We start from the raw sequence: 24,732 nt of genomic DNA on the forward strand, positions 1-24,732 counted from the left end.
ACTAACTACTAACTACCAACCACTAACTACTAACTACCAACCACTAACTACTAACTACCAACCACTAACTACTAACTACCAACCACTAACTACTAACTACCAACCACTAACTACTAACTACCAACCACTACCCAATTCCCAAACGTCCAGCTAAACCAGGAGTTAAGGGTAGGAGAGTGGCAACCATTAAAAATAAAGCCAGAAGTCCCAAAGCAGCGCGTGCATCGTCTGGTTCGCTGATTTCATTCAAGCTGGGGCGTTCTAAGTCACGTTGCAAAAACAGAATGACTATCGCCCAGTACATTGCTAAAGGATTGGCAAGAGCCACTAACCCCAGCAAAATCAGGGTTGCAAAAGTCGTCCGCCCGGCGGTTTTACGTCCATAAATCGCTTGGACAATCCGACCACCATCGAGTTGTCCTGCGGGCATCAAGTTCAAAGCTGTGATTACTAACCCCAACCAACCAATCACTACCAATGGATGCACGTCTACTAAAGGCGATTGCAAAGCTGAACCAAGGACAACGCGCGCCAAACTACCCACCAATATTGAGCCTTGGAAAAACTGATTGGGTAACTGAAACATGCTGCCTTGGTGAGAAAGCAGTAACCCAGTTACCAACATTAACAAAGATACAATCCCCCCAGCCGCTGGCCCTGCCAAAGCGATATCAAATAATACCTTGCGGTTGGGCAATAAAGATTCAAAACGGGTAATGGCGCCAAAAGAGCCAATTTGTACTGCTGGGAGAAAGTAAGGCCAGCTGAGGCGGACTTGGTGACGACGGGCAAGTAACCAGTGACCGATTTCGTGAGCCAGTAAAATCACCAAGATCCCAGCACCGATGGGCAAAGTTTCTCCGATCCGCCCGACATTGGCAAACAAATCAAAATTTTGCAGTATACCCGCAGCTTCCAGACTCGTAGCTATAGTCGCCACCAGCAGAATACCCGCAAACACTTTTTGGGATAATGTCATCGGACGCGGGTCGTTGCGGCTGGGAAGGACAATTACCACAGGTTTGTTATCGGTATTTTCCACTAAATATAGGCGATATTTATCGCCTAGATTTTCCTGCAAGTTCGCAGTTAGGCGGTTGTGTACTACCTCTGCATCTCCCCGCAAATTACCTTTAAATATGGCTCCTTCCTGGTAAGGAATCGTTTCTGTAGCAAAAAACGTATCAATACCGAAAATACTTTTAATAGCATTCAAATCCTGTTCAGGAATCGGCACAGTCTCCAGTTTAAGCTGTGCAGGTTCTGCTGGCTGTGTTCCCTCTTTTGTAGAAGTGGCTTCTTGTTCGGCTAGCTTTTCCGTTGCCCGCTGTCTAAGAATCACATCTTGCCCAGCTGCTCGCAATTGTCTGCCCAAATAAATATACACTCCTGCCGAAACAACCAACAAAAAGAGGATGCCCACAATATTGATGTAAATCCCGGCTGCAAATAAGCCAAAAAACAGCAGCCAAGGAGCCATCAACACTACTGACTGTAACCAGGCAAAGATTCCCAGCTTTCCATAAGGTCTGGCACGATAAAAGCCCCAGCCCAAAATTCCGAAGGCGACCAAAAGAACTATCGCAATGAGAGGAGTTTCTGATGCAGTAAACATTTCCAAACCCTTCGCTTTGTAAAATCAAGCCTGAATTAGTCAGGTGTTCACAGATATTAATTAATTTATAACGATGGCTGTATTCTGCCCAATATCTTAGGGTGAATGTGAGGAATGCGATCGCCTTTTTTCCAAATCATGCTTTCGGTCAAGGTTTGTTTGGAGAAAGTTAGATGGATAATAGTTGCAGTAGAAGTAATGGAGATACTTCGATATGGCTATGGCTACTTACCCATCTCCGGTAAATAAACTGCTCACCTACGGTGACTGTCGTAAATTTCAAGAGATACCAAATTATATTGAGGAACTGGGCTTCAGTTCAGAACACATTCCCGATCTCATCCGCATGGCAACCGACCAACAGTTGAATTCCTCAGATTTAGATGGTCTTGAAATTTGGGCACCTATTCATGCTTGGCGTGTGCTAGGTCAACTTCGTGCTGAAGCAGCAATTGAACCGCTAATCTCCCTATTTCATGAACTTGATGATTGGAGTAGTAGCGAGTTACCCGACATCTTTGGCAAAATCGGGCCTGCTGCTATTCCTGCACTCCAAGCCTATCTTGCAGATTCATCCCACGATTCCTATGACCGCGCCACTGCTGCCACCTCACTGACAAAAATTGCTGAAAATCATCCTGATACGCGCAACCAATGCATTGCTATTTTGACGCAACAACTGGAACTATTTGCAGATAACGACATTGAGCTGAATGCTTTTTTGATAGGTGAATTAATTGATTTGAAAGCTGTCGAGTCTGCCTCTGTTATGGAGCGTGCATTTGCAGCAGAACGAGTTGTGCCTTTTATTGTTGGAGATTGGAATGCAGTACAGGTATCGCTTGGGCTAAAAGATGCTACGGAAGTGCCAGAACGCAAATTTTCCCTTGAAGAAATGATAGAATACTTTGCCCCTAAACCTCAATCACAAAAGCCTCGGGGTTTCTCTACTAGTTCCGATCAAAAGCAGAAAAAAAAGAACAAAAAAAACAAAAAGCGTAAGTAACTTAAATTCAGTTAATGACCTTCAAAGGGTTGCTGTACCCCAATCAGAGTGCAGTGAAAATAGCGCTATCCGAAACAATTGCCTTTCTTTTATTCAAAAACAACAACACCCAAGCTTTTACTAGCCTAATTATTTCCTCTCCTTGGCGATTCTATACAGGGTTGTACTGAATTAAAATTGCACACTCGCAGTGCAATCAATTAATCATGCACTCGCAGCATAAATTAATAATCAGTTACATTGCCCCCTTTTTCACTACTACATTGAGGAAATGTAAGCGTTAGACTTGGGTGCTGCTGCCAGTTGACGAGACAGATTGTTGAACAGCGTTTTTTACCTCTTAACTAAATTGAACCTTTGAACTCAAGGCTGTTATATCTGCCAGGGAAGCTTTTAGAGCTTCAATTATTAAATTATCACTTCTCATCATCAGTGAGTTATTTTTGAAAAAAAACTTTACTTTTCAATACCCTACAAGCTTCTGAAACTGCGATTTTGAAATAAAGGAATGAACCGAAAACTATTCTCGATCGCAACCCTTGGAAAAGTTTCTGGAGTTTCGTACCGGGAACTAGTCTAAAGTCCAGCCCTAAGCGATCGCTCGATTAAATTAAGGCAGTATTACATTTTATTCGTGCCAAAGATCTCAATCCTGTTGAGAGCGATAATAGCAGTGGGGAGAATTTGTTTAAGAAGATAATAGAAAGCAATTCTCCTAGGAAAACAATGAAGAACAGACACTGTTTCGAGCAATTTATGGTGCTTTTGAGCGTGTCTGCTATTTTAGCTATAAGCTGCCCGAATATCGTTCGCGCTCAAGGGTATAATCCAAACCCACGCTTGTACTCCCATCAGGGACGGCTTTTTCAACAGATTGATAACAGGCTTTACTATCCCGACTATCGCGTGACTGAGACAATTATTCGGCGACTGAACAACGCTATTGGCACAAAGAAATACGCCCATGTCGAGATTAAGTCTTTGGGTAAATCCATCACCGAAAAACAAGGTAAAAAGGTTGCTCGTAATGAGGGAGATAGCCAATCTTGTAAACGTTCATTTAAATTGCGATGATTCTTGTCATCTTCCTGCTCAAGCGACTTGCGTAACCTTCATCACTTTTCAAACATTCTCTAATTCGCGATCGCCCACCACGAGGCAATGAAAATCCCTTCCCCCATCCCCTTTACCCTATTTTCAAGACAGGTAACAGTATTGAGCTAATGGGCGATCGCTGTTTTGATGTTCTTAAAAACTACTAATCATATCAAACACTCATTCAGCAAAGAATGAATTTCGCTCTTTCCCAAATTTATGCCAATCAGAACTAGCTGGTTTTTAGGTGGAGTAGACCAGTCATCGGCGTGTAAGTTGTAACGAGGGCCGCTAAGTTGAAAAATGTGCCGTGATTCACTATCACTAAACCACAGAAATCCTTTTGCTCGAAATACATCCTGTGGCATTTTTTCGGTTAAAAATTCTTCAAATTTATGGACATCAAAGGGGCGATCGCTTTGAAAAGAGACAGAAACAAATCCATCATTTTCTAAATGGTGAGAGTGATGCCCATGATGGTGATGATGCTTATGGTCATGATCGTGAGCATGGTCATGATGCTCATGTTTGTGAGTATCTTCCTCATGCTCAAGGTTATATTTATCTTTTTGAGTCAATCCCACACCTAAAATTAATGGTAACGGAACTTGACAATATGTGGTGTTTAAAATTTTTGCACCTGTTTTGACTTCATGAATATAATTTTCTAACTCTTGTAGCTTTTCCCTATCCACAAGATCGGTTTTATTCAAAATAGTAATATCGCCATAAGTTATTTGTTTTAAAGCAGCTTCACTCTGGAAATGTTCAGGACTAAATGCCTCCGCATCTACTACAGTCAGAATAGAATCAAGGTTAGTTAAATCTCGCAACTCTGTACCTAAAAAAGTTAAAATAATTGGGAGTGGGTCAGCAACACCCGTAGTTTCAATAACTAGATAATCAATCCGGTCTTCTCTTTCTAAAATCCGATAAACCGCATCAACTAATCCATCGTTTATAGTACAGCAAATACAACCATTGCTGAGTTCTAGCATATCTTGATCGACAGAAATTAGCAGTTGACTGTCGATGTTGATATCGCCAAACTCATTCACGAGTACGGCAACCTTTAAATCTTGTTTATTTTGCAAAATTTGATTCAGCAGAGTAGTTTTACCACTGCCTAAAAATCCTGTGATGATTGTCACAGGCATTCCCTTTTTGGGTAGCTCAAGAATTGTTTCTTTGAATGATGTAGTAATACTTTCCATAGAACATCCTATTTTTACTAAGAATGAACAAGTTGATTAATATCTTGGTACTCAATCTCAGCTATTGACTTATGAACTTTGTACTGTTGAGCTGGATTTGTCATCACCACAATTACTGTTTCAATTGGTGCACAACCAGGTTCAGTACACTGTAATTGACTCAGAGAAACTGAAGTTTTTTCGTCTATTTGCAAGGCTTGGTAAATCCATTCCTTTACTTGCCTTATTTTTTCTGGATTTGCTTTCGCTGTTTGTCTACCAAATGAAAAATTCATCCTGGCTAAAGTAAGTTGTCTTTGGACTGAATTAAGTAAGTCGGTGGGAATAAATCAAGCTATGTTAAGTAACGTAAAATCATTGAAATAATTTCGTAGTAAGGGCTTTAGCCCTTTTTTGAGGACTAAAGTCCTGACTACAAACCTTTAATTAATTACACCGTCCTACTTAAATCACTGACCATATTATATATAAAACGATAATCGTTATCATAATAGCGCAAAAATATAAAATTTACGTCAGGAGCATGCAAGAGAGTGAAAATCTTGGGTCAGTGCTTATACCAAGTTGCGTTCATACGTCTGACGCATTATACTTTGCAGAAGGAAAATAAAGGGGAGTCTGTGCGTTATCAGGTTCCCCGGTTGTAGTGACTGGCGTGCAGGGGGAAGGTTAACAGAATTGGAAGGTCTTTTTGTCGATACTGACAACAGAAACTAGATGCTTTAAAAGCCTTTTGGATTGCAGATTTTTTGTGCATTAGAAAAGAGACTCAAAATCGGCGCTTTTAACTAGGTTAAGTCGATTTTCATTAATATTTACAGGGCCGCATCAAAAAAATAGAGGGTTGCAGTTGTCTACCGCAAGTTTGTTCAGGATTGATGAGCAAAGATGCATTACTAAGCCAACTGTTTTTTAGAGGAATTTTTCATGCATTGTACCTATCAAACATCTGTTCATTCCCAAATTCGCAACTTAGGGCGTGTAGTTGCTTTCATAGATTCTGCGATTGAGAATTATCAAGTCATTGCTAATGGTATTACACCAGATGTTGATATTTATCTGCTCGATTGCCAACGGGATGGAGTTGAACAAATTATGGCTGTACTGGCTGAAAAACCAGTTGTAAAAGCCGTACACATTTTTTCTCACGGTTCACCTGGACAGTTGTCTTTAGGTAATGCTCAGTTAAATTCTGACAACCTGGAACGCTATTTTAGACAGTCCCGATCGCTATCGATTTTCAGAGGTGTTGACCTTTTCATTTATGGTTGTAATGTCGCTAGAGGAATAGAGGGAAAAGCTTTTCTGAAGAAATTCCAATCTTTAACTGGGGTAAACATCGCCGCCTCTAGAACACTGACGGGAAACAATGCTTTAGATGGAAATTGGGATTTAGAAGTAAGGCTGGGCAACATTGAATACACACCAATTTTGCATCTTGAGGTAATGGAAACCTACGCTGGTGTTCTGGGTACGATCGCAGTTACTAACACAAATGATAGTGGTTCAGGCTCCCTCAGAGATGCGATCGCTAATGCACAGTCTGGCGACACAATAAAATTTGACTCTAGTCTGGCAAATCAAACGATTACTCTGACAAAGCAAATTGAGATTGGTGCTGGCAAAAACCTGACTATCGATGGTGCGGAAGCTAACAATTTAACTATCAGTGGTGACAACAAAAGCCGGATTTTCTTACTCAACTCTACATCTGTCCAACCCACCAGCCTAACAGTAAAAAATCTTTCTTTGGTAAATGGATATACCAACGAGCGCGGTGGAGCAATTAGCACTACTCACCAAGGCAAATTGGCGATTGAGAACGTTACGTTTAAAAATAACGTGGCGGATCAAGGCGGTGGTGCTATCTTCAGTGCCTATGAAGGGACGCTGACAGTTACTGACAGTCAGTTTGATAATAATCGAGCCACAGCAGGAAATGATGAACGGGGAGCAGGAGCGATCGCTTTCTGGGGGCCACGAGATTTAACTGTCCGCAACAGCGAGTTTACCAATAACAAAGGCATTAACGGCGGTGCCATCAACAGCCTCAATGGCAAACTCACCATCGAAAACAGTAAATTTCTCAACAACGATACCACCAGCGCTTCCTACGACGCAGGCAAAGACAATCCATCCTTGAGGGGGTACGGTGGCGCTATTTATACAGACCGTGCCAGCGCCATCGATGAAGCCTCTGGTAGCATTCGCATTGTTAACAGTACCTTTGCAGGCAACAAAGGACGAGGGGAAGGCGGTGCTGCCTACCTCTACACTGGTACTCAAGATAACGTTAGTATCGAGTCCTCCGTGTTCAAAGACAACGAAGTTAGTGCCCTTGCCAACGGCGGTAACGGCGGAAATGGCGGTGCAGTTGTGCTACTTAGTAACGGACTCAACCAAGGCTTAACAATTCGCGATACCTCTTTTGTCGATAACACGGCTTCTAGTCAGGGCGGTGGTTTGTGGACAATGGATGCGCCAACTACAATTACCAATAGCACCTTCTCTGGCAACCGGGTATCGGGTAAAGGGGATAGTAATGTGGGTGGTGGCATGACACTGTACAGTCCCACCAGCATCGTCAACACAACAATTGCTAACAATTATGCCGGATGGGTTGGGGGTGGTATTTCTGCTGCTAACGATGCCCCTGTCAGCGTGCAAAATACTATCTTTTACAACAACACCGCCGATAATGGCACAAACGCTTGGGGTATTCAACAACAAACGAATCGCGAGTTAACAGACAATGGCGGCAATATTCAATATCCCCCCAAAGGCACGATGTTGGGGAATGACAACAACGCCACTGCAAATATCACCATTGCCGATCCAAAATTAGATTCTTTACAAAATATTGATGGAGTTTTGGTGCATCCACTTCTATCAGGAAGTCCGGCGATTAATGCTGGTACTAGTAACGGGACTATAACTACTGACCAACGTGGCATTACCCGCGATTCAAAACCGGATATTGGTGCTTTTGAGTTTGCTGTCAGTACTTCAGCGAGTTTACCAACTTCTCAAGTTAAAGGTGTTAGCTTTGTTAGGGATAACGATGGTAACGATACCCTGAATAGCGGTAGAGAAAATAGTGCCGATCGTTTCTACGGTGACGATCGCATAGATATTCTCACGGGTGGTCAAGGTAACACTCGTATCAACGGTGATTTAGGAAAAGATCGGCTGATTGATGGTATGAGATCTGATTTTGAACCAACCCAAGATGCGATCGACTCATGCGGTATCCTGACTCAACCAAGCGATCGCAACTCACAAAAATTTTCTGATGTCCTGAAATTGCAGCCAGTGGGGGCTGATACTACTGTGCGCTTGGATGTGGATGGAAAAGCAAAATCCGGTGGGTTCGAGAATTTTAATCCGTTGGAAAAATTTGATCCATCTCGTTTGAGTGCTAACAACTTCCTCCAAGGATAATTTCTAGCACATTAGGTATAAAAAAGGGGCGCTATCGCCCCTAAAAATTTTTAGTTTTTACCCAACTGAGGTGTGGGTGGAATCCTTGCCAAAATTCCCTTTTTCAGGGGTTCGGGACGTTCTGACCAAGGCAGTAAACCATCTGGCTTGGTATAGTATTGACTAGCACATTGCAGAATGGCTGCGGCACTGCCATCCACAGGTAAATCCCCAAACAGATAGGTTAATTTCCCAGAAGCAGCAAAAGCAACAACACAAGAGCGATCGCAAGCACTCATGCATTCAACTTCCTGGATGGGAAAATTATCTTTTAAATGCCAATCTTGCGCTAGGTGCTGAAGCTGTTGTAGTAGCTTTTGACCACCGCTTTCACCAATTCGTTTGCCATCTTGCCAAACGCTAGCACAAGTTTTGCAAACAAAAAGAGTGTGAGAGGGCGCACTTACCCCATTCGTTGTAGAAATTGTAGAAATATCTTTAGCAGCGGTCATCTGTACCTCGCAGATGTATAGAACTGATGAATCAACTTCGGCGGGCATCCTGACTCACTTCATTAAGTTCACAGTTGCGGGACAGTGTCGGATTTGCACCGAACTTTCCCCGTTACCTCCAGTGGCTGATCCTCACCAGAACCGAACGTTTCTCATCATAACACCAATATTCTCCGTATTATTTGCGTTACCCAGGAGGCGGAACCTCCAAAACCTAGTTACCAGGTTCAACCTGGTAACGAGAATGAGAGTGTTGAGAATAGTAGCTGAATTAGATTTGGTTAAGCCAACATCAAAGCTACTTCTTTGGCAAAATAGGTCAAAATCAAATCAGCACCAGCCCGTTTCATACTAGTTAATAATTCCAAAATTACCTGTTTTTCATCTATCCAGCCCATCTGTGCAGCAGCTTTAATCATTGCATACTCACCACTGACGTTGTACGCTGCTACTGGTACATTCGTAGTGTTGCGAATTTGGCAGATGATGTCCAGGTAAGCTAAGGCAGGTTTTACCATGACGATATCTGCACCCTCGGCAATATCCAAAGCAACTTCTTTCACTGCTTCTCTAGCATTAGCGGCATCCATTTGATAAGTTTTTTTGTCGCCAAATCTCGGGGCAGAATCCAAAGCATCTCGAAATGGGCCATAGTAAGCAGATGCATATTTTGCAGAGTATGCCAAAATTCCGACATCAAAGTATCCTTCTGCATCTAAAGCTTTGCGAATTGCCCCAACTCTGCCATCCATCATGTCAGAAGGTGCAACAAAATCTGCCCCTGCTGCTGCTTGGGAAAGCGCCATTTTCACTAAAACTTCTACGGTCGGGTCATTGAGAATAGTACCCTTTTCATCCACCAAACCATCGTGACCGTGAGTGGTGAAGGGGTCAAGAGCAACATCGGTAATCACGACAATTTCTGGAACTACTTGTTTAATAGCTTTGACGGTTTGCTGTACTAGTCCATCTGGGTTATAGCTTTCTGTACCGACATCATCTTTTTTAGCTTCTGGGATAACAGGAAAGAGTGCAACAGCATTGATCCCCAAATCAAAAGCTTGTTTTATCTCTTTGAGCAATAAATCCAGAGTATAGCGGTAGCACCCAGACATAGAAGCAATCTCGACTCTTTGCCCTTCTCCTTCCATGACAAACAGTGGATAAATCAAGTCGTTGACGTCCAGATGAATCTCTCGCACCATTCGCCGCAGTGCTGCTGTGCGCCGCAGACGACGGGGACGATGCAATAAATGGGTTGCTGGAGAAGGATTTGTAGGTGTTGTGGACGTCATAGTGAAAAGCTAAACAATAATGATAATGATTATCATAAGCTAAAGCGATCGCAACCCATTCAAAAAAATCATAAGTATTACTATCTGTGTTCACCATGAGTTTCATTAAGTCGTTATCCTAGTTTTCAGGTGAGGTGAGGAGTAATACAAAAATGGCTATTCATTTACAACAAGCATTAGAAGTCGGGAAATATATATTTACCCAGCGTTTGAAAGGACGCAAACGCTATCCCTTAGTCTTGATGTTAGAACCACTATTCCGTTGCAATCTTGCCTGTCCTGGTTGTGGCAAAATTCAGCATCCCACAGACGTGCTAAAACAACACCTGACACCAGAACAGTGCTTTGCAGCAGCAGAAGAGTGTGGAGCTCCCATAGTCTCCATTCCTGGAGGAGAACCTCTGCTACATCCCCAAATTGATGAGATTGTGCGGGGATTGATTGAGCGCAAGAAGTTCATTTACTTGTGTACGAATGGCTTATTGTTAGAAAAAAGCTTGGACAAATTCCAACCTTCGCCTTATCTAACTTTTAGCGTGCATTTAGATGGAATGCGAGATTGGCACGACTACTGCGTTAATCGCAAAGGTGTTTTTGACATTGCAGTTCAAGCTATACGCGCTGCTAAAGCCAAAGGTTTTCGTGTCACTACCAACACGACTATCTTTGAGGGCGCAGATCCTAAACAAATGCAGGAATTTTTTGACTTCCTGAGTACACTCAACATTGATGGCATGATGATTTCTCCAGGCTACAGTTATGAGTGGGCACCAGATCAAGAGCATTTTCTCAAGCGAGAACAAACACGCGCCCTGTTTCGAGAAATTCTAGCTCCTTTCAAAGCAGGTAAAACAAAATGGAACTTTAATCACAATCCATTATTTTTAGATTTTCTGACTGGTGAAAAAGACTATGAATGCACACCTTGGGGTAGTCCTAGTTACAGTGTGCTTGGTTGGCAAAAACCTTGTTACTTGTTAAATGAAGGTCACTACGCCACCTTCAGTGAACTGCTAGAAAAAACTGACTGGAGCAAATACGGTCGTGCTAGTAGCAATCCCAAGTGTGCAGATTGTATGGTTCACTGCGGCTATGAACCGACCGCTGCGACAGATGCTATGCAACCACAAAACATAGCTCGTTCAATTGGCAGTGTTTTTGGTTAGTAGTTGGTTGTTGGTTGTTGGTGATTACAAACAACAAACAACCCACAACAAACAACAATCTACCTTTGCAAACTACGGGGATCGAGGGCATCTCTCAGTCCATCTCCCAGTAAATTGAACGCTAAAACTGTCAGGATAATCACCAATGCTGGTGGCCAGATCAGCCAAGGTTGCAGCACCAATATAGAAGCATTGGTTGCTAAAGACAGCATATTGCCCCAGGAAGGATCTGGTTGTTGAATTCCCAGCCCAATCAGACTGAGTACTGCTTCTGCACCGATAAAACCGGGAACCGCAAGGGTAGCAGAGATAATTATGTATGTGGCAGTTTGCGGCAAAACATGGCGAGTGATGATATATAGTGGCTTGCCACCCATTGCTCGTGCTGCTTGCACAAATTCGCGTTCTTTGATAGAGAGTACCTGTCCGCGAATGACTCGTGCTAAGCCAGCCCAACTGATAAACGACGTAATCAACACAATCAACAAAAATCGCTCAGTACTGGTTAGTCCTGGGGGCAAAACTGCACCCAAGGTTACTAATAGATATATGCTGGGAAAGGTCATCAGTACTTCGGCTAGGCGCATGATGATACCATCAACCCAGCCGCCAAAATAACCAGAAATTCCGCCAATTAGCATCCCGAGAGGAAAGGTGAGGGCAACGCCCACAATACCGATAAACAAACTGATTCGACCGCCATGTAGTAAGCGGCTGAATTGATCGCGTCCTTGATCGTCAGTACCTAGGAGGTTGATTTTAGCTTCGCCAGTTGTACCAAATAAATGCCAATTCAAAGGAATTCCGGGGATGACAGTTACTTCATCCCACTTGGGTGGTAAAGGCAAATTCAACTGGAAAAGGCGATATTCGGAACCTTGAACGAATAACCGTAGAGGTGAGGGTTTACTTTTGTCTACAATGAGTTTGCGATCGCCTGTTTCTAAATTTGTGTCTCCTTGAATTGTTGGATAAACATGAGGTCCAATAAACTGCCCCGAACTCGAAAACCAGTGAATTCTAGTCGGTGGTAGCAGGGAACCATTCGGTTGGGAGGCATAAGGGTCATAAGGGGCGACGAAATCAGCGGCAATTACTGTCACATAGAAAACTATGAGCAAAATTGCCCCAAATCGCGCTAAAGGATTTTTTTTGAGTCTTTGCCACCAGTTCATAGTTAGTCAATAGTCAATGGTCAACAGTCAAGGGTCAAGGGTCAATGGTCAAAGGTCAAGGGTCAAAGGTCAACAACCAACAACCAACAACTAACAACCAACAATTACTACTTTTGACTATGGACTTTTGACTCTGGACTTTTGACCATATCAACAAAATATAACTTTTCTTCTTGAGTAACTTCATGTTCTACAACAAAGACATTGGAGTGGAGATTGGCGACAATTTGTTTTCCCTGCTGTGTCAAAGACAGGTAACGCAGTGCATCTTGAATATAAGGATAAACCCCATTCCAGTAGAATTTGGCGTAGTTATTGCGTAAATCAGCGGGTGTTTGATAACCCAAAACTTTATTCATCCCAGTTTCTTCAAACTCGTAGAACAAAGAAGTAATTTTCTTTAAGTAGCGGGGGTCGCTTAATTGTCCAATTAAATCAGCAGCACGCACTAAGCCTGCAAAGCTATCAGTACATTGATGATCGTCAGCAGTCGGCACTGGAAAGCGAGTCAATTCAATATTGCTCTTGATAACTTCAGAATCTATGAGTTTATGACCACCAAAACGCTCATCGATGAAGAGTTTCGCCCTATCGACATGATATGGTGTCAGGCTGGCATCAGAAGCCCCAGGAGCAAGAGAAATCATGATGTTATCTTTACCTGTAGCATATAATCCTTCTTGCTCGCGGTCTTGTCGGCACACTCCTTTGACATAGCCGATATCATGACAAAGCAAAGAAATTATAAAATGCAACCAATCTTCACTAGAAACACCTCCTTCCCGAATGTGTTTGCCACGTAAAATCTCCTGTCCTACTAGAGTGACGAGAATCGAGTGTTCGACATTGTGATACAGGGCATCACTATTGGCAATGTTTTCTAAAGCCATATTGCCTGCCCAAGCAATTATGTCTTGATAATCAGTTTTTAAGCAGCCGTAGGTACGGCGGTAGCCTTCTCGAATTTGCTTTACAAAAGCATCTATTAATATTTCTGTGGCATTGAACATACTAGTTACTCAGTCGGACAACAATAGACTTCTTAAAAGAAGTGGAGGAAAGGGAAAAGAGGTAAAGGGCAAAGGCTTCTCAATTCCTTTACCCTTAACCTTTAACTTTTTCCCACCTCTTAGCAAAAGGTTCTTTTGTAAGAGGTTTAATTGTTTATGCGTTTATATCAAAATTGCCAATTACCTTGGCGTTAGATGGAGTTAAGCGCTATACACATTTCTCCTTGTAGTTATTATCACAGCAAAGGCTTGGGTGCTGGCAAGCTCTTTTTACAACATATGACCAATTTTTATAGCTCTATCACAGAATAGGCTATGCTTTCTGCGAGGAGAAACCTATATTTTTGTATAAAAAAAGGATAATGCACTTCAGAACTTTGCCATCCTAAGACAGATTGCGTTAAATCTATATAAATCAAGAAAAAACTCTCAAAACTGGAGTAAAACGTAAACGTAATAAAGCTGGATGGGATAATGAATATTGAGACCGAACTGCGTCAGCAGTTGGCCGGTCGTCTCCCTGCCTTAGCTGATATGGAATTAGAACGACACGGCGATCGCGTCTATCGGTTACAGAAGATGCATGTGGAACGTTACGCCAATCAAGGAGTCGTACTTCTAGGCGATGCTGCTCACGTAACTCATCCAGCAGCAGGTTTGGGGATGAATATGGCTCTGCAAGATGCTGAAACTTTGGCTGAAGAACTGTCACGTGCTTTCCAGGGCCAGTCATCCTTGGACGATGCCTACTTAAATTATGAGCGGATTCGCCGACAAATCAACCAGAGTGTGATTAATCGGGCCAACTTTATGGCCTGGCAGATGTGGTCTCCCTCAATATGGGGCTTCCTGGGCCGCACGTGTATCTTTATCATGCTACAACTTTTGCCATTCATTCGTCAGAAGTTGGCCCGGTCATTAGCTTGGGCAAATGCTGGCATTCAGTCGCCGACGAGAGCAACGTGATTTGATCAAATGACATCCAAAAAAGCGATCGCTAACAACCCCACTGCTATTAAATGTAAGACTAATTACATAAAAATAGGCAAATAGCACTAAAACTATCTCCTTTGGCTAGCGCCATTACATTATTATTAGGTAGTGGTTTGAGAGCTGCGATCGCCAAATTCCCATCAGAGTCCAAATCGACCCGAAAGCGCGAACCGATATCAACAGCATCAAAAATCTACAAGTACCTACCCCAAATGTCAGTCAGAAAATAGTGGTATAATAGTTGCTAGCTTTATTTAAGCTAACAGCTATTTGCGGGTGTAATTCAGTGGTAGAATGTCACCTTCCCAAGGTGAACGTCGTGGGTTCGAGTCCCATCACCCGCTTTCTTGCTATGAAAATACTTGGTGTCTTTGTGCCTTGGTGAAACCAGCCCCCCAGAAGGCGGTTCCCGTCACGTAGACGCGCAGCGGTGAGTGTCCCCCATGAGCGATTGACGTAGACGCCCCTTGTGGGCGGCTCAAGGTTAGAGTACCCGGAGGGCTTCTCGCAGAGTAGGGTGGTAAAAAATCTTAAACCACTAAGACACCAAGACACAAAGATAGAATTAACAACGCTGCAACTGTGCTAATATCACCACAATTTCATCAATTGCTTGCCGTACAACACTAGCAGGTTGTTCGGTTTGATTTACCATAATACTGAAAACCACCGGACTGTAACTAGGCGTATTTACATATCCTGAGAGAGTCACAACACCACGCAGAGTCCCTGTTTTCGCTTGCACGATTCCCGCAGCGGGCGTATCCTGAAAGCGACTTTTTAAACTGCCACTGACACCTGCTACAGGTAGGGAAGCACGAAAAACTGATGCTTGGGGTGATTTCGCCATTGCCTGCAAAGTTTCCACCAATGCTTCTGGACTAATTAAGTTCTTGCGAGATAACCCCGAACCATCAAACAAAAGGTAACTTTTGGAATCGACTCCTAACTGAGTTAGAGTTGTCTGCAAAACTTCTAACCCAGCATCAGCCGTACTCTGATTTTTGGTTGCTGGTTTTTTAATCGCTAATGCTCTCAGTAATGCTTCAGTATAGAAGTTATTACTATTCTGATTTGCCTCCATTACCAATTCCGAGAGTGAAGGAGACAGCACAGCAGTTAATTCCGTTTCATTTTTGCTACCACTAGCTGCAACTGATGTTTTTTTAACGGTTATTTTCTCTGTTGCCAAAGCACTGCGCAAACGCTGCAAAAAATATTCCGCAGGTGCAACTACGGGTATAGTAATAAATTGCGGTTGAGAAGTCTCAGGCAACTCGCCTTGAATTCGTAGTATTGCTCCTTTTAAATCACGAGTAACTTTGATCGCAGCTGGTTGATTTTTCGCAACGGTGACTGACTGATTAATTACCTGCCACTGTTTTTTTTCATCCTTATTCAACCAGATGAGTTTTAGAGGTTTACCTAAAGTTTGCGGTGAGATAATGAAACTAAAAGTATTTTGATTCACCATCAAACTGTTAACTGGTGTGCCATCGCCTGACAGCAAATCTTCCCATTGCCAGCTAGGGTTAACAATATCTCCTTGAATGTAACTATCATCAACAATCAACTGCTTGATTTTGGTAATACCTTTTTGTTTCAACTGCTTCGCTAATGCTATTAGTTGGGCATCAGTTAAACTGGGATCTCCCCTACCCACTACACGCAACACACCATCACCATTGCTATACACAGAAGTGCGAATGCGATAATTTGCACCCAGCTGTTGCAAGGCGGCAGCTGTAGTTAGTAGCTTGGTGTTAGAAGCTGGAGTAAAGTATTTTTCAGCATCCCGGTTGTAAAGTGTTTGAGTAGATCCTAGATTTTGTACCAAAATTCCCCAACGTGTCCGACTGAATTCGGGACGGTTGATCACCGCATCTACCGCTGTTCCCAATTGGGCAGGACAAATGATTTTTGTGGTAGCTGTTGGTGCAGTTGGTATGGGTGTTTGCGCTTTTACTGCTTGCTTAGTGATACCTACCTGAATGCCAATAAACAGCAGCAACAAGCTAATGGAAATTCTTTTAGACATTCTGAAGAATTGTTTTTGCTGTAAGAGTGTTTTATTGTCAGAGTGGTTACAGTAAAGTTTTTATCAAAACACAACGGCACAGTAAATATGTGTGGGGAATGGGGAATATGACTGTGCCAGAGGTAGCCGCTAGACTGGAAAATTGCTCACACTGTTGGCGTACAACCAAGAACTAGCCACAGGCAATAAAAATATATATTCTCCACCTTTAGGAAGAACACCACTTGTATCATCAACAATCCAAAATTGAAATTGAGGGGAAGCAAAAAGAAGGAAACACCTTCTTTATTCATTATGGGATTTGGTCAGAAGTTAATGAAGACCTTGTTGAAATTACTAAGGAAATGGCAACGCGGAGCTGTTTCTGGTGATACCACCTCAACAGCGGACGTCATGGCCAGTGAATACAAAGATTGGCGCAATGGCTTTTTGTGGCAAAGATTACGCTTATGGTTATGGCTGGCGCTGATCTGCATTTTGACGTTTACTTTGCGTGACATTTATAACTATTTCTTTCCTCTCAAGGAGTTGCAAAAACTACCAGAGGTGCTAAGAACTCAGGCGCTTGTCATGGATATTGTCATGCTGCTGAGTTTATCTATTTGCCTAGCTTTGCGTAAAACTAAGTTTGGTCGTCGCTATCCAGCGATACTATTTTTGGGATCATCTTGGTCAATTAGCCTGATACCACAGATTTTTGCTACTTTCAAAGGTTTTGCACTGCCCAATACCCTTGCTTGGTCACTTTTATTTCTCAGTCAAGCAACATTTATGCCTGTATGCTGGGTTCTACACTTGCTGTCCCAGCTGGGTGTGCTAATTTACTATTTTGGTCTCAATACGTTATTTGGGCTAAAACTACCACTTCCCGATCATCCGGAAATATATAACGTTACTTTTATTTTATATTTATTCTGGTTCTGTGTTATATGTGACATCGGTGTTTACCTGTACGATCGCCTGCAACGCTCCGAGTTTTATGCCCGCAGGGAACTTGAGTTTGCTTATCAGAAACTCGGGGTGACAGAAGCTAAATATCGCAATATCTTTGAAAACGCAGTCGAAGGTATTTTCCAAAGCAGTCCCGACGGACGTTACATTACTGCTAATCCGGCATTAGCACGTATTTATGGCTATTCATCGCCGGAAGAAGTAACAGCAAATTTCACTGATATAGAACATCAACTGTATGTCGATCCGCACCGACGTGCGGAATTTGTGCGCTTGATTGAAGAATATGGCAGTGTGTCAGAGTTCGAGTCTCAGATTTATCGCCGAGATGGCAGCATTGTCTGGATTTCAGAAAAGGCATACGCCGTGCGTGACGAAACTGGTAAGCTGCTATACTACGAAGGATTGATTGAAGACATCACTAAGCGCAAACTAGCTGAAGCGGCTTTACAAGAACAGTTAGATTTTTTGCAAGTTCTCATTGATACTATTCCTGCACCAGTTTTTTATAAAAATTCCCAAGGCTTATATATTGGCTGTAACAAGGCTTTTGAAGAAGCTTTCGGGTTAAGTAAAGAAAAAATCCTAGGTAAAGATGAGTATGATTTATCACCAAAACAACTTGCCGAGCAATACCAGCAAGCAGATATGGCACTGTTTGAGCAACAAGGCATTCAGAGTTATGAAGATTCGGTAGTCTACAAAGATGGCAAGAAGCATGATGTAATTTTTTATAAGGCAACTTTTTCAAAAGCAGATGGTTCGCTTGGTGGGTTGGTGGGAGTAATTCTAGATATTAGCGATCGCAAGCGCACAGAAGAAGCACTACGAGTATTTTTCCATGCAGTTTCCCATGATTTACGCAACCCGGTGTTGGGTACTTTGATGGTGCTAAAAAATCTACTTGCACGCCCAGACGATCAAATTACCATTCCCCGCTCGATTTTAGAACGGATGGAGCAAAGCAGCGAACGGCAACTGAATTTAATTAACTCATTGATGGAAGCTCATGTCAGCGAAGTGCAAGGCATTTTCTTGGAACGCCAACCAGTAAAACTGCATCAAATCGTAGAAGATGCGATCGCTGATTTAAAACCGATGCTAGCGGAAAATCAAGTCACTCTGACAAATTTAGTTCCGGCTGATTTACCGTTGGTGAATGGCGATCCAACGCAACTATGGCGAGTATTTTCTAACTTGATTGTTAATGCCATCAAGCACAATCTCCCAGGGTTAAGTATTACCATAAATGCGATCGCCCAGGGGGATAAAATTTATTGCACTGTCGCAGATAACGGTGTGGGCTTGAGTCAGCAACAGTGCGAAAGGCTATTTGATCTTTATTTCCGGGGTAGTAACGTCCGCAACTCCGTAAGTTTGGGATTGGGGTTGTATCTGTGTAAGCGAATTATCAACGCCCACGGCGGCGAAATTGGTGTGAATAGCGCCCCAAACGCAGGGGCAACTTTTTGGTTTACGTTACCCATCCAGGGTTAAGGGATCTCTGAGGAATCAATATCACTTTTCCAAGTCAAGAGAGTAGTATTCAGTAAAGCCTGACGGGGCGACAACAAGAGCTACGATGCAGACATAATAAGCCTCATAGCCCTCTGACCACGTTGATAATACTTCTATTTACTGGGAATTAATCTCAATAATTTTCTCACTAATTCCCAACAATTGTCCTTATTTAGATTTAAAAATAGATGCAGTTCGTGCAAAGCGTTCTAAACATTTACCAACAGTTTTGACTGGTGTCAAGCGATCGCTTTGGCTGCATCATAGTTGTCATAAACACTCATTTCAGGGCTGTTCCAATCGTCTGAAAAGGTAGCTAGACTTGCACGTAGAGTCTTAGCCTGCTCTCTATCAATTCCTTGAGATGCCAAGTCAATATCATTCGATCTAACAAAGGTAACAATTACACAAGTCCCTTCAGGTACGTTATTGGGACTTTCTATGAGTTCTATACGACCATTGCGGTAAACCCCTTCAACACTTACTAGCATGTTCCCTCCTTAAGACTTAGGCTTAATTAAGATTATAACTTTAACAAGATCTCACTTCGGAGGGATAACAAGATACATAATTAATAAACTTAAAAATCGCGCGACTTGCTCTCTTTCACTTAATGTTTTTGTTGCAGATCTAGAAACGAATTCAACATCACCATGTTCATTGTATGGATGTAATTTCAGTTGGATATCTGAATCACTTGTTACAACAAATCGAACTCCTAATTTCTGCCCTTTCTCAATGTGTCCAATCCGACATTTACGTTCAAACTCTCTAACGCCAGAATTGGTCATTTTCTCTACATTCATTTCAGGTTCAGGTGTTGGTTCAAAGTAGAAATCTAAAACTTGAGTTCCTTGCAAAAACTCGAACCTGATTTCTTCTGTTATACGGCTGGCACGATCTCTAATCTTCACTTCTCATAATCCTTTCATAATCCCCTCATTTTATGGTATCTTTCTAGAAAGTGAAAAGATTATGAAAAGCATCCATGAGTCACAAACCTTTTTGTAGTGAACGTTTTCGAGTCGTCAAGTCTTACTCAATTGGGCTGATGGGTCTACTGGTAGGTGTTTGGCTCGGTGGGTGTAATCCCACAACTCCAACTCAGCAGAGTGATGGGGCTAGACGCTTCACTGCTACTACCCCTGCTCGAAAAGACAAAAAAGTGGTTCTCACCACGTTTACCGTTCTGGCAGATATGGCGCAGAATGTGGCGGGCGATCGAGCAATCGTCGAATCGATTACCAAGCTAGGGGCTGAAATTCACGGCTACGAACCCACGCCAAGCGACTTAGTGCGGGGAAAAGATGCTGATTTGATTTTAGACAATGGGTTGAACTTAGAACGCTGGGCCGATCGCTTCTACAATAGCCTGCCAAAAGTTCCTCATGTGACTTTGAGTCAAGGATTTGAACCCGTTAATATTGCAGAGGATGCTTACCAGGGGAAGCCCAATCCCCATGCCTGGATGTCGCCTAAAAACGCTTTGATTTACGTTGAGAATATCCGCAAGGCGCTCTCGAACCTTGATCCGGCTAATGCCGCAACTTATGCTGAAAATGCCAAGACGTACAGTGAACAGATTCGGGCAATCGATGACAAACTGAAACAAGCGATCGCCGCTATTCCTCCCGACAAGCGCTACCTGGTAAGTTGTGAAGGCGCGTTCTCCTACATTGCCCGTGACTATAGCTTGAAGGAAGTTTACATCTGGCCCGTTAATGCCGAACAGCAAGCCACCCCAAAACAAATAGAAAAAGTGATTAACACGGTGAAGGAAAACAGAATTCCAACTGTGTTTTGTGAGAGTACAGTCAGCAATGAGGCGCAGCTTCAGGTGGCAAAGGAAGCTGGAGCAAAGTATGGCGGTGTGCTTTATGTCGATTCCCTCTCTCCCGCCGATGGTCCCACGCCGACCTATCTGAAACTTTTGGAATATAACGTCAATACTTTAATTGAAGGTTTACAGAGCAAATAGAGGAGATGAGATGATGAACACAATCAGCATTGACATGGAAAATGTCACGGTTGCCTATCACGGCAAAGTGGCATTGCACAGTGCATCACTGCAACTGAATGCGGGAAAGATTTGCGGATTGGTGGGCATGAATGGGGCAGGAAAATCGACCCTGTTCAAAGCGATCATGGGATTTGTCAAACCCGTTAGCGGACGCATTTTAATTAATGGATTACCGATTCGCCGAGTCCAAAAAAACAATCTGGTGGCGTATGTGCCCCAGTCGGAGGAAGTGGACTGGAACTTTCCGGTGAGCGTCCATGATGTGGTGATGATGGGGCGCTATGGCTACATGAACTTGTTGCGAATTCCGCGATCGCCCGATAAACAAGCGGTGAGATAGGGATTAGAGCGGGTAGAAATGTGGCAATTGCGCGATCGCCAAATTGGCGAACTATCAGGGGGGCAAAAGAAACGCACCTTCTTTGCCCGGGCATTGGCACAACAGGGAACAGTGTTGCTGTTAGACGAACCCTTTGCTGGAGTCGATATCAAAACCGAGAAAATGATGATTGACCTGTTGATCGCCCTGCGACAAGCGGGGCATACCATTCTCATCTCAACCCATGATCTTGCCTCTGTCGCCACATTTTGCGATCAGGTGGTGTTGATCAATCGCAGCATTCTGGCATACGGCGATACCTCCGAGGTATTTACGGAAGAAAATCTTTCCCGCACCTTTGACGGTTCGGTTGGCGATTTCTCATTTGCCAAAAGTCGGTTTGCACAGACAAGTTTAAATCAAGAGCAGGAGGAGCCGTAATGGATTTGATTCAGTGGTTTGCTGCACCCTTGCAGCATGAATTTATGGTCAAAGCAATTTTAGTCAGTGCATTGGTGGGAGTGGTTTGTTCGGCGCTATCTTGCTACATGACCTTGAAAGGTTGGGCATTGATGGGCGATGCGGTTTCTCATGCTGTGATGCCGGGAGTGGTAATCGCCTATGTGCTGAATATCCCCTTCGCGGTGGGTGCATTTGTGTTTGGGGTTGGTTCTGTGATTGCGATCGGATTTATCAAAGCAAAAACACGTATCAAAGAAGATACAGTGATTGGTTTAGTGTTTACTGGATTTTTTGCGTTAGGGTTGGTGTTAGTTTCTAAGATTAGAAGTTCGATTGATTTGATGCATATCTTATTTGGGAATGTCTTGGGAATTTCTGATAGCGATATTCTTCAGACTGTTGTGATTAGCGCGATTACGTTAGTCGCATTAACGATTTTAAAAAAAGATTTAATTCTGTTTTGCTTTGATTCGACTCATGCCCGCTCCATAGGAATCAATATTGTTTTTCTCTACTATGTTCTGCTGTCTTTGCTATCGCTGACTGCGGTCGCTGGATTACAAACAGTTGGTATCATTCTCGTGGTTGCGATGTTGGTTACTCCGGGGGCAACGGGGTATTTGTTGAGCGATCGCTTTGACCACATGATGCTAATTGCGATGGCTTCTGGCGTATTTTCCAGCGTCATGGGCACTTATATTAGCTACCACATTGATGGCTCAACGGGCGGTTGTATTGTGGTGCTGCAAACATTGCTATTTGCGATCGCGATGATCTTTGCACCCAAGCATGGTTTGCTTGTCCGATCCAGAAAACAATTGCCTCAGTCATCATGATCATTCAGCACTTCAGAAGACTGCATCGAAGGGGTTGCTGAATCAAAATATGAATTTACAATTCACGGGTGTGTAGAGACGTAGCATTGCTACGTCTCTACGAAAATGTGTACAAACATAATTCATGACCAAATTCAGCAACGCCGCATCGAATTATGGCACCGATCGCAGTGCTACCATTGCTAGTCACGGTCTTCACGGGCGTTGTATATCGCCTTGCCAAGAGTTGGTTTGGGTTATCTCGCGATCAAGTCCATCTGTTAATGAGCATCCATGAAGGTGAATACTTTGGACAAATGCTGGAGCCGGTTTACGTGCTTTTGAATGGGATTGGGTTACTTTGGATGCTGGTAAAAGGCGGGGCAATGCTCGTGCATTACTGGAAGCAGACGCTTCGGTTGCGCTCATTGACGACGCAGGGTCGCAATTTATTCAAGTTTGCTCGGCAACTTGTGGTTCAACGAGAGGAAACGGATTGATCTCCTATGCATTCTGCCAGCGCTCTCGCCTGTATTTTCTCAGGTCTAATCACAATCTTTCTTACCTACCATAAACCCCCGGCTTACTGGAACAACGCGAGTCGCAAATTCTTTCGTCCCTTAATTGGCGATCGCGCCACTGCGCTGCTGCACTATGCGGTCGGTGTTGGGCTAATTGCGATCGGGATTATCCTATTGAGTTCAAACCCCGAAATTTCTAAACCCCGATAAAACATTCGGTCAAGCAATTGAAAATCACCTCCCAACGCCCGCTTCCCTTACAGGAGCGGGCTTTTTCATGACCGCAATCGCTGGCCGACTCCCTGTAATCAGAGATTATGAAAAGAAACTGAGCTACCGATTGGGAATGCGTCCTTGGATTCCAGTTGCGTTCTCGGCTCCCGCGTCCGCTGCGACAGCCGTTTTACTGATTTATCCGATCGGGCAAGGTAGCTTCTCAGAAGGCTTACCCCTCGGCATTGCTGGTACATTTCACTTTATGTTGACCTTCCAAGCCGACCACAATATTCTGATGCATCCATTTCATATGCTAGGCGTTGCAGGGGTGTTTGGTGGCTCTCTATTCAGTGCACTGCATGGTTCACTGGTCACATCAAGCTTGATTCGGGAAACTACTGAAATTGAATCGGCAAATGCAGGATACCGATTTGGTCAAGAAGCCGAAACCTACAACCTGTTTGCCGGACATGCTGGCTTCTGGGGACGATTAACTATTCCCAGTCTAGCATTTCGCAGTAAACGCAGGATTCACTTCTGGCTGGCAGCGTTTCCCACAATATGCATTTGGTTTACAGCTTTGGGCATTGGCACAATGGCATTTAACTTGAATGGATTCAATTTTAATCACTCGATTTTAGATAGTGCAGGACGAGTGATTCCGACCTACGCAGATATTATGAATCGAGCCGATCTAGGGATTCAAGCAATGCATTCACCGAATGCTCATCACTTTCCTCAACTATTAGCGAGCAATGAGCATTCCCCGATCGCATTGAGACCAACTGTAACGGTTATTCGCTAAATTTCTAGCTGTATCTTGTGAAGCGATCGTTCGAGGAATGGGCGATCGCTTTGACCACATGATGCTAATTGCGATCGCTTCTGGCGTGTTTTCTAGCGTCATGGGCACCTATATTTGTTACCACATTGATGGCTCAACCGGTGGATGTATTGTCGTACTGCAAACTTTGTTATTTGTGATGGTAATGATTTTTGCCCAACGGGATGACAGCAATGCGCAGCATCTCCGACTAAAGCAAGGCGAGGTTTGCAATAGGTTTGACTCTGTACCAACCGGACAGGAAATACCAGGGGATCGCTGAGCAAGGTAAGGTCGCTGGCTTGGTTGCCGTAACGACGACTCATTTCAGCGATGAACTGGATATAGCTGCATTAGCGTTTCTGTCGAAAAGTAGATCGAACTTTACAGAAAATAAAGTTGGAAATGCGATCGATCGTTTGGATCGAATTAGAGGATGTCTGAAAAGTTCTTGATAGGTGATTTTAATCACGCAAGTTGCTTGAGCATTAAACGAATCATAGCGACATAAATAAAAGCCTCTGTTGTTTCAGGTAAAATTTCATAAT

At 43.3% G+C, this 24,732-nt stretch carries 22 protein-coding genes, 1 tRNA gene, 2 pseudogenes and 1 riboswitch; of the genes and pseudogenes, 15 read left to right on the plus strand and 10 right to left on the minus strand.

The window, feature by feature from the left end; all coding sequences use genetic code 11:
* Nucleotides 1-127: 127 nt before the first annotated feature.
* The gene (locus HXY43_RS12015; protein ID WP_290883455.1) at nucleotides 128-1,615 is read right to left on the minus strand and encodes a site-2 protease family protein; all 1,488 of its coding nucleotides are present in this window, start codon (nucleotides 1,613-1,615) and stop codon (nucleotides 128-130) included.
* Between the two features lie 214 nt (nucleotides 1,616-1,829).
* Here HXY43_RS12015 and HXY43_RS12020 point away from each other — a divergent pair, with 214 nt between their 5' ends.
* Both HXY43_RS12020 and HXY43_RS12025 read left to right on the plus strand, forming a co-directional pair.
* On the plus strand, nucleotides 1,830-2,621 hold the full coding sequence (locus HXY43_RS12020) for a hypothetical protein (RefSeq protein ID WP_290883456.1): 792 nt from the start codon (nucleotides 1,830-1,832) through the stop codon (nucleotides 2,619-2,621).
* Between the two features lie 726 nt (nucleotides 2,622-3,347).
* On the plus strand, nucleotides 3,348-3,695 hold the full coding sequence (locus HXY43_RS12025; protein WP_290883457.1) for a hypothetical protein: 348 nt from the start codon (nucleotides 3,348-3,350) through the stop codon (nucleotides 3,693-3,695).
* A 188-nt stretch (nucleotides 3,696-3,883) separates the two neighbouring features.
* Here HXY43_RS12025 and HXY43_RS12030 read toward each other — a convergent pair whose 3' ends face one another.
* Nucleotides 3,884-4,930, minus strand: coding sequence for a GTP-binding protein (locus HXY43_RS12030; protein WP_290883458.1), 1,047 nt, complete (start codon nucleotides 4,928-4,930; stop codon nucleotides 3,884-3,886).
* A 17-nt stretch (nucleotides 4,931-4,947) separates the two neighbouring features.
* Nucleotides 4,948-5,205 (minus strand): hypothetical protein, encoded by a 258-nt coding sequence (locus HXY43_RS12035; RefSeq protein ID WP_026731304.1) that lies wholly within the window; start codon nucleotides 5,203-5,205, stop codon nucleotides 4,948-4,950.
* A 652-nt stretch (nucleotides 5,206-5,857) separates the two neighbouring features.
* Between HXY43_RS12035 and HXY43_RS12040 the strand changes: the two genes are divergently transcribed.
* On the plus strand, nucleotides 5,858-8,371 hold the full coding sequence (locus tag HXY43_RS12040) for a DUF4347 domain-containing protein (protein WP_290883459.1): 2,514 nt from the start codon (nucleotides 5,858-5,860) through the stop codon (nucleotides 8,369-8,371).
* Nucleotides 8,372-8,421: 50 nt separating this feature from the next.
* On the opposite strand, the gene HXY43_RS12045 is transcribed toward HXY43_RS12040, so the two are convergent.
* Nucleotides 8,422-8,862: a DUF1636 domain-containing protein gene (locus tag HXY43_RS12045; RefSeq protein WP_290883474.1), complete on the minus strand. Its 441-nt coding sequence runs from the start codon at nucleotides 8,860-8,862 to the stop codon at nucleotides 8,422-8,424.
* 21 nt (nucleotides 8,863-8,883) lie between these two features.
* Nucleotides 8,884-9,023, minus strand: a riboswitch (cobalamin riboswitch).
* Between the two features lie 120 nt (nucleotides 9,024-9,143).
* Nucleotides 9,144-10,157: a porphobilinogen synthase gene (gene hemB, locus HXY43_RS12050; protein ID WP_290883460.1), complete on the minus strand. Its 1,014-nt coding sequence runs from the start codon at nucleotides 10,155-10,157 to the stop codon at nucleotides 9,144-9,146.
* Nucleotides 10,158-10,309: 152 nt separating this feature from the next.
* On the opposite strand from hemB, the gene hpnH reads away from it, so the two are divergent.
* The gene (gene hpnH / locus HXY43_RS12055; RefSeq protein ID WP_290883461.1) at nucleotides 10,310-11,323 is read left to right on the plus strand and encodes an adenosyl-hopene transferase HpnH; all 1,014 of its coding nucleotides are present in this window, start codon (nucleotides 10,310-10,312) and stop codon (nucleotides 11,321-11,323) included.
* 59 nt (nucleotides 11,324-11,382) lie between these two features.
* On the opposite strand, the gene HXY43_RS12060 is transcribed toward hpnH, so the two are convergent.
* Both HXY43_RS12060 and HXY43_RS12065 read right to left on the minus strand, forming a co-directional pair.
* On the minus strand, nucleotides 11,383-12,498 hold the full coding sequence (locus tag HXY43_RS12060; RefSeq protein WP_026731308.1) for an ABC transporter permease: 1,116 nt from the start codon (nucleotides 12,496-12,498) through the stop codon (nucleotides 11,383-11,385).
* A gap of 107 nt (nucleotides 12,499-12,605) precedes the next feature.
* Nucleotides 12,606-13,508: an Npun_R2479 family HD domain-containing metalloprotein gene (locus tag HXY43_RS12065; RefSeq protein WP_290883462.1), complete on the minus strand. Its 903-nt coding sequence runs from the start codon at nucleotides 13,506-13,508 to the stop codon at nucleotides 12,606-12,608.
* A 352-nt stretch (nucleotides 13,509-13,860) separates the two neighbouring features.
* Between HXY43_RS12065 and HXY43_RS12070 the strand changes: the two are divergent.
* From HXY43_RS12070 to HXY43_RS12080, 3 genes and pseudogenes are all read left to right on the plus strand, one after another.
* Nucleotides 13,861-13,993 (plus strand): annotated as a pseudogene (locus tag HXY43_RS12070) (ISAs1 family transposase); the annotation flags it as partial.
* A 19-nt stretch (nucleotides 13,994-14,012) separates the two neighbouring features.
* Nucleotides 14,013-14,474 carry an FAD-dependent monooxygenase gene (locus HXY43_RS12075; protein ID WP_290883463.1) on the plus strand — a complete coding sequence of 154 codons (462 nt, stop codon included), beginning with the start codon at nucleotides 14,013-14,015 and terminating at the stop codon, nucleotides 14,472-14,474.
* A 299-nt stretch (nucleotides 14,475-14,773) separates the two neighbouring features.
* Nucleotides 14,774-14,845: transfer RNA gene (locus HXY43_RS12080), tRNA-Gly, on the plus strand.
* 221 nt (nucleotides 14,846-15,066) lie between these two features.
* Here the strand turns inward: HXY43_RS12080 and dacB are convergent.
* Nucleotides 15,067-16,539, minus strand: coding sequence for a D-alanyl-D-alanine carboxypeptidase/D-alanyl-D-alanine-endopeptidase (dacB, locus tag HXY43_RS12085; protein WP_290883464.1), 1,473 nt, complete (start codon nucleotides 16,537-16,539; stop codon nucleotides 15,067-15,069).
* 315 nt (nucleotides 16,540-16,854) lie between these two features.
* Here dacB and HXY43_RS12090 point away from each other — a divergent pair, with 315 nt between their 5' ends.
* Nucleotides 16,855-18,987, plus strand: coding sequence for a PAS domain S-box protein (locus tag HXY43_RS12090; protein WP_290883465.1), 2,133 nt, complete (start codon nucleotides 16,855-16,857; stop codon nucleotides 18,985-18,987).
* Between the two features lie 260 nt (nucleotides 18,988-19,247).
* Here the strand turns inward: HXY43_RS12090 and HXY43_RS12095 are convergent, their stop codons facing one another.
* Both HXY43_RS12095 and HXY43_RS12100 read right to left on the minus strand, forming a co-directional pair.
* Nucleotides 19,248-19,499, minus strand: coding sequence for a hypothetical protein (locus HXY43_RS12095; protein WP_290883466.1), 252 nt, complete (start codon nucleotides 19,497-19,499; stop codon nucleotides 19,248-19,250).
* Between the two features lie 51 nt (nucleotides 19,500-19,550).
* Nucleotides 19,551-19,922, minus strand: a complete 372-nt coding sequence (locus HXY43_RS12100) for a hypothetical protein (protein WP_290883467.1) — start codon at nucleotides 19,920-19,922, stop codon at nucleotides 19,551-19,553.
* 74 nt (nucleotides 19,923-19,996) lie between these two features.
* Here HXY43_RS12100 and HXY43_RS12105 point away from each other — a divergent pair, with 74 nt between their 5' ends.
* From HXY43_RS12105 to HXY43_RS12135, 7 genes and pseudogenes are all read left to right on the plus strand, one after another.
* Nucleotides 19,997-20,986, plus strand: a complete 990-nt coding sequence (locus HXY43_RS12105; protein WP_290883468.1) for a metal ABC transporter substrate-binding protein — start codon at nucleotides 19,997-19,999, stop codon at nucleotides 20,984-20,986.
* 34 nt (nucleotides 20,987-21,020) lie between these two features.
* Nucleotides 21,021-21,788, plus strand: a pseudogene (locus tag HXY43_RS12110) (metal ABC transporter ATP-binding protein).
* Nucleotides 21,788-22,645: a metal ABC transporter permease gene (locus HXY43_RS12115; protein ID WP_290883469.1), complete on the plus strand. Its 858-nt coding sequence runs from the start codon at nucleotides 21,788-21,790 to the stop codon at nucleotides 22,643-22,645. Before HXY43_RS12110 ends, HXY43_RS12115 begins: the two are co-directional and overlap by 1 nt.
* Before the next feature lie 155 nt (nucleotides 22,646-22,800).
* Entirely contained in the window at nucleotides 22,801-23,124 is a 324-nt protein-coding gene (locus tag HXY43_RS12120) for a hypothetical protein (protein WP_290883470.1), read from the plus strand.
* Nucleotides 23,125-23,130: 6 nt separating this feature from the next.
* Nucleotides 23,131-23,355: a hypothetical protein gene (locus tag HXY43_RS12125; protein WP_290883471.1), complete on the plus strand. Its 225-nt coding sequence runs from the start codon at nucleotides 23,131-23,133 to the stop codon at nucleotides 23,353-23,355.
* A 67-nt stretch (nucleotides 23,356-23,422) separates the two neighbouring features.
* A complete protein-coding gene (locus HXY43_RS12130; RefSeq protein ID WP_290883472.1) occupies nucleotides 23,423-24,166 on the plus strand; it encodes a hypothetical protein in 744 nt (247 codons plus the stop codon).
* A 37-nt stretch (nucleotides 24,167-24,203) separates the two neighbouring features.
* Nucleotides 24,204-24,467 carry a metal ABC transporter permease gene (locus HXY43_RS12135; protein WP_290883473.1) on the plus strand — a complete coding sequence of 88 codons (264 nt, stop codon included), beginning with the start codon at nucleotides 24,204-24,206 and terminating at the stop codon, nucleotides 24,465-24,467.
* Nucleotides 24,468-24,732: the final 265 nt, after the last annotated feature.

It is taken from the genome of Fischerella sp. (assembly GCF_013388695.1).
Classification (GTDB): domain Bacteria; phylum Cyanobacteriota; class Cyanobacteriia; order Cyanobacteriales; family Nostocaceae; genus PCC9605.

Coding starts and splice junctions, on each gene's coding strand:
- HXY43_RS12015 (WP_290883455.1), bottom strand. CDS start 1,615: ATGTTTACTGCATCAGAAACTCCTCTCATTGCGATAGTTCTTTTGGTC.
- HXY43_RS12020 (WP_290883456.1), top strand. CDS start 1,830: ATGGCTATGGCTACTTACCCATCTCCGGTAAATAAACTGCTCACCTAC.
- HXY43_RS12025 (WP_290883457.1), top strand. CDS start 3,348: ATGAAGAACAGACACTGTTTCGAGCAATTTATGGTGCTTTTGAGCGTG.
- HXY43_RS12030 (WP_290883458.1), bottom strand. CDS start 4,930: ATGGAAAGTATTACTACATCATTCAAAGAAACAATTCTTGAGCTACCC.
- HXY43_RS12035 (WP_026731304.1), bottom strand. CDS start 5,205: ATGAATTTTTCATTTGGTAGACAAACAGCGAAAGCAAATCCAGAAAAA.
- HXY43_RS12040 (WP_290883459.1), top strand. CDS start 5,858: ATGCATTGTACCTATCAAACATCTGTTCATTCCCAAATTCGCAACTTA.
- HXY43_RS12045 (WP_290883474.1), bottom strand. CDS start 8,862: ATGACCGCTGCTAAAGATATTTCTACAATTTCTACAACGAATGGGGTA.
- hemB (WP_290883460.1), bottom strand. CDS start 10,157: ATGACGTCCACAACACCTACAAATCCTTCTCCAGCAACCCATTTATTG.
- hpnH (WP_290883461.1), top strand. CDS start 10,310: ATGGCTATTCATTTACAACAAGCATTAGAAGTCGGGAAATATATATTT.
- HXY43_RS12060 (WP_026731308.1), bottom strand. CDS start 12,498: ATGAACTGGTGGCAAAGACTCAAAAAAAATCCTTTAGCGCGATTTGGG.
- HXY43_RS12065 (WP_290883462.1), bottom strand. CDS start 13,508: ATGTTCAATGCCACAGAAATATTAATAGATGCTTTTGTAAAGCAAATT.
- dacB (WP_290883464.1), bottom strand. CDS start 16,539: ATGTCTAAAAGAATTTCCATTAGCTTGTTGCTGCTGTTTATTGGCATT.
- HXY43_RS12090 (WP_290883465.1), top strand. CDS start 16,855: ATGAAGACCTTGTTGAAATTACTAAGGAAATGGCAACGCGGAGCTGTT.
- HXY43_RS12095 (WP_290883466.1), bottom strand. CDS start 19,499: ATGCTAGTAAGTGTTGAAGGGGTTTACCGCAATGGTCGTATAGAACTC.
- HXY43_RS12105 (WP_290883468.1), top strand. CDS start 19,997: ATGAGTCACAAACCTTTTTGTAGTGAACGTTTTCGAGTCGTCAAGTCT.
- HXY43_RS12115 (WP_290883469.1), top strand. CDS start 21,788: ATGGATTTGATTCAGTGGTTTGCTGCACCCTTGCAGCATGAATTTATG.
- HXY43_RS12120 (WP_290883470.1), top strand. CDS start 22,801: ATGGCACCGATCGCAGTGCTACCATTGCTAGTCACGGTCTTCACGGGC.
- HXY43_RS12125 (WP_290883471.1), top strand. CDS start 23,131: ATGCATTCTGCCAGCGCTCTCGCCTGTATTTTCTCAGGTCTAATCACA.
- HXY43_RS12130 (WP_290883472.1), top strand. CDS start 23,423: ATGACCGCAATCGCTGGCCGACTCCCTGTAATCAGAGATTATGAAAAG.
- HXY43_RS12135 (WP_290883473.1), top strand. CDS start 24,204: ATGGGCGATCGCTTTGACCACATGATGCTAATTGCGATCGCTTCTGGC.